The sequence below is a fragment of the Bradyrhizobium sp. Y36 genome, from assembly GCF_002531575.1.
In the GTDB taxonomy this organism is placed as follows: Bacteria; Pseudomonadota; Alphaproteobacteria; order Rhizobiales; family Xanthobacteraceae; genus Bradyrhizobium.
Genome location: NZ_NWTI01000040.1, coordinates 1 through 10,838, shown reverse-complemented (window position 1 = coordinate 10,838; position 10,838 = coordinate 1). Strand labels below are relative to the sequence as shown.

Genomic DNA, 10,838 nt, shown 5'->3' with positions numbered 1-10,838 from the left:
CGACACGCTGATCAAGTCGTGGCCGGCAACCCCGCCGAAGCGCGCGGAAGCGAAGTAAGCGCGTCGAGCATCCTCAAATGCGAAAGGCCGGGAGCGATCCCGGCCTTTTTCATTGTATTTCCAGTGATTGCGTTTTGCGGGCAGAGCAAGATCGAAGATCAGCCGACCGAAAAATGCAGGCGTCCGGTATCCGTGCGGTAATAGGCAATGTAATATTCGACCGGCTCTTCATGGGTAGCGAAGCTGATCGATTCGATCGCGATGAGGGGCGTCTCCGGTGCAACGCCCAGCAACTGGGCCTGCTGGGCGCTGGCGTTGACGGCCGCAAGCCACCGCTCGGCACGGCGCATCTTCAATCCGAATTTGCGGAAGAGCGTCTCGTACAGGGACCGGTTCTCGAGCTGGATGCGTTCGAGTCCCGGCGCGATGGCCGCAACCACCTTGGTATAGACGAGGATGCGCGGCACACCATCGACATTGAGAACGCGATCGAGGCCGATGACGGTGCGGTCGGTCGTGAGCCGCAAGAAGTGCGCTGCTCGCTCATCGGCCTGCTCAATCTCCTGACGCAGGATTCGCCGCGAAACGGGGCGGTTTCGCTCGCGCCATTCGCCGCTGAAACCGATGTTGGATCCTAGAAAATCCTGGTCCTCGCGGCGGCTCGCCACGAAGGCGCCCTTGCCCTGCAGCTTGTAGATCACTCGCTCGAACACGAGCTGGTTGAGCGCCTCCCGCACGACGGTTCGTGACACGTTGAAGCGGGCGCAAAGTTCGGCCTCTGACGGAAGGCGTGCATGCTCGACGAGGGGTGTCGTGGTGATCATGTCAAGCAGCGCGGATTTGACCTGAGACCAGAGCGGAGCGGAGGAGTTACGATCGGCGGCTTCGTACTGCCGCTCGCGAACGGGCGCCTGATGGGTCGCGTCGTCTTCCAAGCTCAGATTCTCCTCACCACATGACGCCGAGCGAGCTGCTGCCGGACATGTTCGATCTCCTCGCGCGTCCGCTCGCTCGTCCAGCCGAGTACGCCACCAGCGATCGCCGCGACCTCCTCGATTGCCGCGGGGCTGGCGCCGCCAAGCAGGGCGATGGTGGACCGTCGAAGCAGAATGTCGTCCAGGCGTGTGACTCTTTCCTCCGACGTCAGGAAAGCAATCTCCTGCACGGAATAGTCGGAGGCCTCTCTTAGCATGGTTTCCGGCGAACCGCTCAGCCCTTCGAGATACCGCGCCGCACGGGATCCATAGCGCTCGAACAAATGCGCAGCCCGAGGGGGCGATATCCCGCTTTTTCGGCTGACGTCGGCAATGACCTGCGACTGCGCCGCGTGGTCCTGGGGCCACCCGCGTCCTCCGCCGATCGGGACTTCCCCCGTGCCGCCGCGGCGCGCCTTGCCAATGCGCGTGAGGACGGCGTCGGCGATCTGTTCGGCACAGGCTCGGTAGGTCGTCCATTTGCCGCCCACGAGGGACAGCACGGGAAAGGGACGCGTCGGGCCCGGCTCGAAAATCCGCAGCTCATGGTCACGGCTGATCGCGCCGGCGACGGCTCCCTCGGCCAGCGGCAGTGGGCGTACCCCTGCATAGGAGAATACGATCTGGTCGTTACTGAGCGATAGATCCGGCATAAACTCCTTCACGGCCGCGTAGAGATAGTCGACCTCCGCCTGCGTGCAGACGGGGTCTTCGGGCTCGTCTGTCGGCATATCGGTCGTCCCGAGCAGCACATGGCGGTCGTCAAGTGCATAGACCAGACAGATTCTGTGGTCATCCGTTTCGAAGTACAGCATGACGTCGCCGAGTTGTGCGGCAAGGGCGGGATGCCGCAGCACGAGGTGCGAGCCCTTGGTGCCTCCGACCAGACGCTGGCGGATGTCGAGCCGGGCATCGACGCGATCGAGCCAGGCCCCCGTGCAGTTCACGACGAGGCGCGGGCGAATTTGATACTCGTGTCCGCCCATGACATCGCGCAGCCGAACGACGTCGCCAGACGAACCAAACACCTCCACATAGGGCAGTGCGAGCGTCTCAGGGCAGGTTGCTTCCGCGTCGGCGATAAGTTCGAGGCCCAGCCGCTCCGGCATGGTGACCTTCGCATCGAAATATTCGGCCACGGCGCGGACGTCGCGGGCAAGGCCGGTCAGCCGCTTCTCCCGTTCATCCGATCCGATGAAGCGATGACGCGGCATGGTCTGCAGCGTACGCCCCAGCAGGTCGTAGAGGACGAGGCCGAGCTTGACGACGAGGGCGCCCTTGGGGCCCGGGTTTCGCTTGAGGCGAAGCAGCCGGCCGACGGCATCGAATACGCCTGCCATGACGCCCCGCAGCGGCACCCAGACGCGGATCGGTTTGACGGCATGCGGCGCATTCAGCAGCAGACGGTTCCGTTCGACCAGCGACTCCCGCACCAGGGAGAATTCACCCGTTTCGAGATAACGCAGCCCGCCGTGAATCAGTCGTGACGGCGCTGCGCTCGTTCCCGAACAAAAATCGCCCCTTTCGACCAGGAGTGCCGGAATCCCTTGCAGGGCCAAGTCGTGGAGCACGCCTATCCCGTTGATTCCGCCGCCAATGATCAGAACTTCTGGGCTCTGTATTTGCGCCAACCGAAGTAGCCCAGCCTCGCGCCCCTGCATTTCAATCCCCCCCTCACGTTTTGCCGCCATGGTAGAGAGGCAAACTTATAATTACAAGTAGTAAGGCGGCATCTTCTGGATAGGATGAATTCAACGGATATGCGCCGTTTTCGTCTGAAATTCAGTAATACAAGTTGCTCGACTTGTATGCTTGACAGCAAATGAGGCGTTCCCCCAGACTACATATAATTACAAGATAACCGTTCAAAACATACGGGGAGGGGGAGATGCGGGAGCGCATCATCGGCATTGACGCCGGTGGAACAATGACCAAGGCCGCCTTGTTCGACGCAACGGGGCGCGAATTCGCCTGCGTGCGGCAGCCCAATCGCATGCTGTTTCCAAAGCCAAATCACACCGAACGAGACGCCGAGAGCATGTGGCAAGCGGCGGCGACGGCGGTGCGGAGCCTGCTCGAGAGCACGGGAACCTCTTCAAGCGATGTGGCCGCCGTTTCGGTGACCGGCTATGGCAGCGGCATCTACCTCGTCGATCGCGACGGACGGACAGTGCGGCCTGGAGTCGTGTCGACAGACGGCCGTGCAGCCGCGATCGTCGACGGCTGGCGCCGCGATGGCCGGGTGGCTCGCAACGAGCCACGAATTCAGCAGCGCATTTGGTCCGGTCAGGCGATCAGCCTGATGGCGTGGTTCCAGGAGCACGAGCCGGAGATCGTCGACAGGACATCGTCCGTTCTGATGTGCAAGGATTTCCTGCGCGCGCGGCTGTGCGGCGATCGTTCGACCGATCCGACGGATGCAGGCATTGCCGGCTTCATCGACGTCACGACCGCGACCTATGCCGAGGCCATGCTCGACGATCTCGGACTCGCGCGCTGGCGGACCAAGCTGCCGCCGATCTGTCCCTCCATTGACGTGGCCGGAGCCATCACGCACGAGGCGGCGGCCGCGACCGGCCTGAAGCAGGGCACCGCGGTTGTGAGGGGTGTGGTGGACGTAGCGGGCTCTGCGCTCGCCTCGGGAGTCACCAGGCCGGACCAGCTCAGCATGGTGGCCGGTACCTTCAGCATCAACTCGACCCTGCACAGGTCGCCGCGATCGAGCGTGATGCCGTTCCTGCAGATGCCTTATCCGATCGAAGGCTGGCTGCTCGCGACCGAAGGGTCTGCCACCTCCGCCTCGAACTTCGAATGGTTCTGCCGCAATATTCTCGACGGTGAAGCCGCACGCGCCGTTTCCAGCGGAAGATCAATCTACGACGTCTGTAACGACCTCGTCGCCGATGCGCTCGCGCGAGACAACGACATCCTGTTCCTGCCTTACCTGTTTGGCAGCCCCGAAGGAGCGCCGGCCGGCTTTCTCGGCATGCAGGCTGCGAACACCTTGGGTGATCTGATCCGTGCGATCTTCGAAGGCGTCGCCTTCGCGCACCGCACGGACATCGAACGGTTGCTGTCGGGTCCCGATGCCGCGCGACCGCAATCCATCCGCTTGGCCGGTGGCGCCTCGCGCAGTCGCATCTGGGGTCAGCTCTTCGCCGACGTCCTGGGCCTGCCGATCGAGGTCACCGATGGTTCGGAGCTCGGCGCACGCGGGGCCGCCATCTCGGCGGCGGTTGCAGTCGGTCTGCACGACAGCGTGCAGCAGGCGGTCGACAGCATGGTCCGCGTGGTCGATCGCTTCGATCCCGAGGATGGCCGGCACGCGCTCTACGACCGGAAGTTCATGCGCTTCCGTGAGACAACGAAAGCGCTAGGTGCGCTTTTTGCGGGCCGCTGACGCGGCGTAACTAATGGAAGGACTTTTCTGATGGCACATGTTGGCGACCTGCTTGCGGAGATGCTGCAGCAGCTTGAGGTGGAATTCGTGTTCGGCATGCCCGGGGGGCAGACTGCGGCCCTGCATGACGGCATTGCCCGGCGTACACCCGCCATCCGCCACATTCTCGTCCGCGACGAACGTAGCGCCGGCTATGCTGCCGATGCTTACGCCCGCCTGACCGGCAAGCCCGGTGTTTGTGACGTCACCGTCGGTCCAGGAGCCACCAAGCTGCCCGACGGCCTGGTCGAGGCGCTCAATGCATCGATCCCGATGGTCGCCATCGTCGGCGAACTACCGCTGGCGTGGACGTCTCTTCGTGCCAAGGGCGTTGCGTCGCAGGGGTTCGACCAGGCGGCCTTTTTTCAGCCGATCACCAAGGCGACTTTCATGGTGCCGAGCGTCGCGGCGCTGCCTGACCTGGTGCGGTCGGCGTTCCGGATCGCGACCGCACCCCGTCCCGGTCCCGTCGTCCTCATCATCCCCCATGACGTGATGGACGCCGAGTGGGATGAAGCGGCGATCAAGCCGACGATCGACAGCCGCTCCATCAGGGCTCCTTCGCTCCGCTATGCACCGCCGGCGAGCGACATCATCCATGCCGCCCGGCTGATCGAAAGCGCCAAGCGTCCCGCGATCATCGCAGGCGGCGGTGTGCATGGATCGGATGCGGCCGAACTCCTCACGCGAATCACCGACCGCATCCAGCCTCTGGTCGTCACCAGCCTCTCGGGTAAAGGGACGGTTCCGGAAACGCGAAACTACGCCGCCGGCGTGCTCAACCCTCTCGGATCTGCCGCCGCGATTGACCTGATCAAGGAGGCCGATCTTGTCATCTGGTGTGGCTCCAAGGCCAGCCAGAATACGGCGATGAACTGGACCTTGCCGCTTCCCGGCCAGGTCACGATCACCATCGATTCCGATCCGCTCGAGCACGGTCGTACCTTCCGGCCGACCGTTCCGCTCTGCGGCGACGTCCGCCTCACCCTGGAGATGCTGGATGCGCAGCTCTCTGCAGAACCACAGGCCGAGTGGCTCGCCCGCATTGCCAAGGTGAAGGCACAGCATGATGCCGCGACTTCGGAAGACGCATCGTCGACCTCGGTGCCGATCCATCCGGCGCGCGTGATGCGCGCCCTGGCGGAACGGCTGGGTCCGAAGGATGTCGTGATCTCCGATGCGAGCTGGTCTGCCGGATGGATCGGGGTTCATGTCCCCGCTGTGAAGCCGGGCCGGCATTTTCTCTATGCGCGCGGCCAGGGCGGCCTCGGCTACTCGATCCCGGCGGCGATCGGCGCGGGCGCGCTTCTTGGCAAGAACGGCGGCCACGTCGTGACCGTCGCCGGCGACGGGGGTCATTCCTTCGCCATCGGCGAACTGGCGACGCAAGCCCAGAACCGGATGAAGATCGTCAATGTCGTGCTCAACAACGGCACCCTCGGATGGCTGCAAATGTGGGAGGAGTTCTATTTTTCCAACTTGCGCCAATCGGTCGATCTGTCGTTCGACGGCGGCCCCAACTACGCCGCTGCTGCCGAGGCCCTTGGCCTCAAAGGCATTCGCGTCAAGACGCCCGACCAGATCGAGAAAGCCATGGACGAGGCTTTCGCGCATGATGGTCCGGTTGTGCTCGAGGTGATCATCGATCCACGCGCCACGCCGATCCATAGCTTCCGTCGGCGCCTCCGTCATTCGGGCAAGGCGTTGCCGAGACCCGGCACGGTCTATGAATTGCGCGAGTGGAAGAAATCGCCCGACGGCGTATCCGGCTGAGCCCGCAGGGACAGGGGGGCGGGATGCCTATCGAACTTCAACGCGTGAGCCTTCGGGTCGGCGAGACGGACCATCTTCGGGACGTCTCGCTCACCTTGAACGAGGGGGCCGTCAACGTCCTGCTGGGGCCGACTCTTGCCGGCAAGACCTCGCTGATGCGCCTGATGGCCGGCCTGGATCAGCCGACCGCCGGACGGATCGTCATCAACGGGGAGGACGTGACAGGCCGCTCTGTGCGCAAGCGCAGCGTTGCCATGGTGTATCAGCAATTCATCAACTACCCCGCGTTCTCGGTCTACGACAACATCGCGGCGCCGTTGCGCACCAAGGGGCTCAACCGGCACGACGTCCGGCGAAAGGTCACCGAGGCCGCCAAGCTCCTCAAGCTCGACGGCGTCCTGGAGAAGACGCCGCTGCAGCTCTCCGGCGGGCAGCAGCAACGCACGGCGATCGCGCGGGCCATCGTCAAGGATGCCGATCTCGTCCTGCTGGACGAGCCACTGGCCAATCTCGACTACAAGCTGCGCGAGGAACTGCGCGTCGAGTTGCCGAAGATCTTCGGCAAGACCGGTTCGATCTTCGTCTATGCCACCACCGAGCCCAGCGAGGCGCTGCTGCTGGGCGGTCGCACCGCGGCGATGCACGAAGGCAGGATCGCGCAATTCGACGACACGACCGAGGTCTACCGCAGGCCGCTGAACCGAATCACTGCCCAGACGCTGTCCGACCCGCCCATGAATTTTGCACGCATGACAGTGGGTGGCGGTAGCGCCGGTCTGCACCTTGCTGCAGACGATCTCGCCGTCACCGGTTTTGAAGCACCGCCGGCGATCGCGGCGTTGCCGACAGGCAGCTACACGGTCGGCTTTCGCGCACACCATGTCACTCTTCTCCCGCGGACAAGGTCGGCGGTGAAGGTGACCGGCGAGTTGGCGGTGGCTGAACTGTCGGGATCCGACAGCTTCCTCCACGTCGACACCGACGGTGGCGAGCGCTGGATCGCACTCCTCTCGGGGGTCCACGAACACCCGCCCGGCGAGCGCATCACGATCTATCTCGACCCCGCCCGCTTCTACGTCTTCGACGCCGGCAACAACCTCGTTGTGGCACCATCCCTTGCGATCTCAAGCGCCGGCCGGAATTGATCATGGCTCGAATTGAACTTGAAAACCTCGCGCACAGCTACTTCGTCAATCCCCAGCACCCTTGGCAGTGGGCGCTGAAGCCCATGAACATGAGCTGGAAGCAGGGCGGTGCTTATGCGTTGCTCGGTCCCTCCGGCTGCGGCAAGACCACGCTGCTCAACGTCATCTCGGGCCTGGTGACGCCGTCCCACGGGAAAATCCTGTTCGACGGCCGCGATGTCTCGCACATCCCGACCGAGGCCCGAAACATCGCCCAGGTGTTTCAGTTCCCGGTGGTCTACGACACGATGACGGTCGCGGAAAACCTCGCCTTCCCTCTGCAGAACCGCGGCGTCGCGAAGGATGTGATGGCCTCCCGCGTCCGCCAGGTGGCGCACATGCTGGGCCTCGAGCCATTGCTGGGTCGACGCGCCCGCGGCCTCACCGCCGATCTCAAGCAAAAGGTTTCACTCGGCCGCGGGCTAGTCCGGTCCGATGTCGGCGCAATCCTCTTCGACGAGCCGCTGACCGTGATTGATCCTCATCTCAAGTGGCAACTGCGAGCGCAGATCAGGCGGGTCCATGCCGAGACCGATGTGACGATGATCTACGTGACGCATGACCAGACCGAAGCGCTCACCTTCGCCGACCACGTGGTCGTCATGTATCAGGGCGAAGTCGTCCAGGTCGGTACGCCTCAGGAGCTGTTCGACAAGCCCGCCCATACCTTTGTCGGCTACTTCATCGGTTCTCCCGGCATGAACGTGCTTCCTGCCGAACTCGACGGCAATCAGGCCCGCGTCGGCTCTCACGTTCTTTCATTGTCGACACGCTTCGATGGCGCCGCGCCAGGTGGAACATACGAGATCGGCATTCGCCCCGAGCATCTCAAGGTCGCGCGCAACGGTCCGGGTCTGCCGGCGGCAGTGCGGCGGGTTGACGACATCGGGCGGATCAAGATCGTTCATTGCGAGATGGATGGCATGGCAATTTCCGCCGTGACCGGCGAGGACGACGAAGTCCCGTCTGACGGTGTCGTCCTGGTCCCCGAAAGCACCCGTATTCACCTCTATCGCAACAGCCATCGGGTGGAGTGAGCGATGCAAAAGCCGATCGACAACCGCGCCTGGTTTCTGGTGGCGCCCGTGTTCTGTCTCGTCGCGTTCAACGCGATGCTGCCCTTGATGACGGTCGTCAATTACTCGGTGCAGGATACCTTCGGCAACAACCAGTTCTTCTGGAACGGCGTGCAGTGGTACGCCGAGCTGCTGAACCCAGGGAGCGAGTTCGGCGGACGCTTTTACGCGGCGCTGGGCCGGAGCTTCGCCTTCTCCGGCGTGATCCTGGCGATCGAAGTGCCTCTCGGGCTGATGGTGGCGCTCTCCATGCCCAAGCGAGGCGCCAAGCTCGCGATCTGCCTGATCCTGATGGCGCTGCCGTTGCTGCTGCCTTGGAACGTCGTCGGCATCATCTGGCAGCTCTATGCGCGCGACAATATCGGGCTGTTCGGCTGGACCGTGAACGCAGTCGGGATTCCTTTCAACTACACGAACAGCGCGATCGCCTCCTGGGTCGTGGTCGTGCTCATGGACGTCTGGCACTGGACGAGCCTGATCGCGCTGCTCTGCTATGCCGGCCTTCGCTCCATCCCGGATGCATACTATCAGGCCGCCAAGATCGACGGCGCTTCGCGTTGGCTGGTCTTTCTTCGGATCGAATTCCCGAAGCTGCAGCGCGTTCTGACCATAGGAATCCTGCTGCGCTTCATGGATTCGTTCATGATCTACACCGAGCCGTTCGTCGTCACCGGGGGCGGGCCGGGAAACTACACCACGTTCCTCTCGATCGATCTGGTCAAGATCGCGCTCGGCCAGTTCGACCTGGGCAAGGCGGGGGCGATGTCGATCGTCTATACGCTGATCACGCTCAGTCTCTGCTGGATCTTCTACACGGCCATCACAACTCGCGACAATCAGGAGATCGCACAGTGACCCTGCGCCGGTTCACCATCCTGCTCTATCTCGTCTTCCTCGTCATGCCGCTCTACTGGCTCGTCAACCTCTCGTTCAAGACAACGTTCGAGATCACGACGACAATGACGATCCTTCCGCAGTCTCCGACGCTGCGCAACTACGCCTTCATCTTCACCAATCCGCAATGGTTCGGCGGGCTGTTGTTCTCGATCGGGTATGTCGTCCTCAACACCATCATCTCGATCTCGGTGGCGCTGCCGGCGGCCTACGCGTTCTCGCGCTACCGCTTTCTCGGCGACAAGCACCTGTTCTTCTGGCTGCTGTCGAACCGGATGGCGCCGGCGGCGATCTTCGCGCTGCCCTACTTCAATCTCTATTCGGCGGTCGGCCTGTTCGATACGATGTGGGCGGTGGCGCTCGCGCATTGCATCTTCAACGTGCCTCTCGCGGTGTGGATCCTGGAAGGCTTCATGTCCGGTGTCCCGCGCGAGATCGACGAGACTGCCTTCCTCGACGGCTATTCGCTGCCATCCTTCTTTGTCCGCGTGTTCGTTCCGCTGATCGCGAGCGGCATCGGCGTTGCCGCGTTCTTCTGCTTCATGTTCTCCTGGGTCGAGCTCTTGCTCGCGCGCACGTTGACGAACAACAGGGCAATTCCGGCGATCATGACCCAGGCGATTTCGGCAACAGGCATCGACTGGGGATTGCTGGCCGCCGCCGGTGTTTTGACAAGCATTCCGGGCGCGCTCGTGATCTGGTTCGTCCGCAATCACATCGCGCGCGGCTTTGCGCTCGGTCGCGTGTAAGGAGGCATCAATGGACTCCATCGCATGGATGGCCTGGACGCTGCCGACGGCGATCTTCTTCGCCGCGCTGGCCTGCACGCTGGCCGTGATGACCTGGCTTGCGGCGGTCTATCCCGAGGCCGAGCGCGTCGGCGTGCTCCGTATTCCGACCACGCGCGGCGACCGCCTGTTCATCTCGCTGATATCGGCGGCCGTCATCCACCTTCTCTGGATCGGATTCTTCGGCACCGATGCGATCGCCACGCTGCCGATCGGCGAGGACGGCGTCGAAATCTCGCGCCTGTGGCTCGCGAGTGGAATTTCGCTGGTGACGGCCGTGCTCATTTTCCGCACGGTCTGAAGCTGGCGAAGGGACGGCCAGATCCGGGGGCAATCCGGGTCTGTATAAAAGTTTGTCGCTGCAACGGAGGAACAACATGCGACAGTTCAGGAGAAGGAAAGGTCCATTGACCAAGAGCAGTTTTATGACGATGTCCAGCGCCGCCGCGCTTCTGGCGGTGTCGTTCGCTGTCTCGGCGCCGGTCCGCGCCGCCGACGATGCCGTGATCCAGAAGTGGATCGCGGAATTCCAGCCCTCGACGCTGTCGAAGGAAGACCAGAAGAAGGAGCTGGAGTGGTTCGCCAAGGCCGCCGAGCCCTTCAAGGGCATGGAGATCAACGTCGTCTCCGAGACCATCACCACCCACGAATACGAATCGCAGACGCTGGCCAAGGCGTTCTCCGAGCTCACCGGGATCAAGCTCAAGCAC

Annotated in this window: 9 protein-coding genes and 1 pseudogene; 8 read left to right on the top strand and 2 right to left on the bottom strand. The window is 63.1% G+C overall.

The window, feature by feature from the left end:
- Positions 1-158: 158 nt before the first annotated feature.
- Together CO669_RS34675 and CO669_RS34670 are read right to left on the bottom strand one after the other, a co-directional pair.
- The gene (locus CO669_RS34675; protein WP_198964418.1) at positions 159-935 is read right to left on the bottom strand and encodes a GntR family transcriptional regulator; all 777 of its coding nucleotides are present in this window, start codon (positions 933-935) and stop codon (positions 159-161) included.
- A gap of 2 nt (positions 936-937) precedes the next feature.
- On the bottom strand, positions 938-2,635 hold the full coding sequence (locus CO669_RS34670; protein ID WP_158228811.1) for a glycerol-3-phosphate dehydrogenase/oxidase: 1,698 nt from the start codon (positions 2,633-2,635) through the stop codon (positions 938-940).
- Positions 2,636-2,862: 227 nt separating this feature from the next.
- Between CO669_RS34670 and CO669_RS34665 the strand changes: the two genes are divergently transcribed.
- The 8 genes and pseudogenes from CO669_RS34665 to CO669_RS34630 all read left to right on the top strand — a co-directional run.
- Entirely contained in the window at positions 2,863-4,374 is a 1,512-nt protein-coding gene (locus CO669_RS34665) for an FGGY-family carbohydrate kinase (RefSeq protein ID WP_097667085.1), read from the top strand.
- A gap of 30 nt (positions 4,375-4,404) precedes the next feature.
- Positions 4,405-6,186, top strand: a complete 1,782-nt coding sequence (locus CO669_RS34660; protein WP_097667083.1) for a thiamine pyrophosphate-binding protein — start codon at positions 4,405-4,407, stop codon at positions 6,184-6,186.
- A 23-nt stretch (positions 6,187-6,209) separates the two neighbouring features.
- Positions 6,210-7,331, top strand: coding sequence for an ABC transporter ATP-binding protein (locus CO669_RS34655; RefSeq protein WP_097667082.1), 1,122 nt, complete (start codon positions 6,210-6,212; stop codon positions 7,329-7,331).
- A 2-nt stretch (positions 7,332-7,333) separates the two neighbouring features.
- The gene (locus CO669_RS34650; protein ID WP_097667080.1) at positions 7,334-8,407 is read left to right on the top strand and encodes an ABC transporter ATP-binding protein; all 1,074 of its coding nucleotides are present in this window, start codon (positions 7,334-7,336) and stop codon (positions 8,405-8,407) included.
- Between the two features lie 3 nt (positions 8,408-8,410).
- Positions 8,411-9,301 carry a carbohydrate ABC transporter permease gene (locus CO669_RS34645; RefSeq protein WP_097667078.1) on the top strand — a complete coding sequence of 297 codons (891 nt, stop codon included), beginning with the start codon at positions 8,411-8,413 and terminating at the stop codon, positions 9,299-9,301.
- A 44-nt stretch (positions 9,302-9,345) separates the two neighbouring features.
- Complete coding sequence (locus CO669_RS34640; RefSeq protein WP_097667089.1) at positions 9,346-10,089, top strand: carbohydrate ABC transporter permease; 744 nt, start codon at positions 9,346-9,348, stop codon at positions 10,087-10,089.
- Between the two features lie 10 nt (positions 10,090-10,099).
- Positions 10,100-10,429, top strand: a complete 330-nt coding sequence (locus CO669_RS34635; protein ID WP_097667076.1) for a DUF2160 domain-containing protein — start codon at positions 10,100-10,102, stop codon at positions 10,427-10,429.
- Between the two features lie 130 nt (positions 10,430-10,559).
- Positions 10,560-10,838: pseudogene (locus CO669_RS34630) on the top strand (carbohydrate ABC transporter substrate-binding protein); the annotation flags it as partial.

Bases quoted from the DNA above. Each gene is read 5' to 3' on its own strand.
- CO669_RS34670 (WP_158228811.1), bottom strand. From the start codon at position 2,635: ATGCAGGGGCGCGAGGCTGGGCTACTTCGGTTGGCGCAAATACAGAGC.
- CO669_RS34645 (WP_097667078.1), top strand. From the start codon at position 8,411: ATGCAAAAGCCGATCGACAACCGCGCCTGGTTTCTGGTGGCGCCCGTG.
- CO669_RS34655 (WP_097667082.1), top strand. From the start codon at position 6,210: ATGCCTATCGAACTTCAACGCGTGAGCCTTCGGGTCGGCGAGACGGAC.
- CO669_RS34660 (WP_097667083.1), top strand. From the start codon at position 4,405: ATGGCACATGTTGGCGACCTGCTTGCGGAGATGCTGCAGCAGCTTGAG.
- CO669_RS34635 (WP_097667076.1), top strand. From the start codon at position 10,100: ATGGACTCCATCGCATGGATGGCCTGGACGCTGCCGACGGCGATCTTC.
- CO669_RS34650 (WP_097667080.1), top strand. From the start codon at position 7,334: ATGGCTCGAATTGAACTTGAAAACCTCGCGCACAGCTACTTCGTCAAT.
- CO669_RS34665 (WP_097667085.1), top strand. From the start codon at position 2,863: ATGCGGGAGCGCATCATCGGCATTGACGCCGGTGGAACAATGACCAAG.
- CO669_RS34640 (WP_097667089.1), top strand. From the start codon at position 9,346: ATGCCGCTCTACTGGCTCGTCAACCTCTCGTTCAAGACAACGTTCGAG.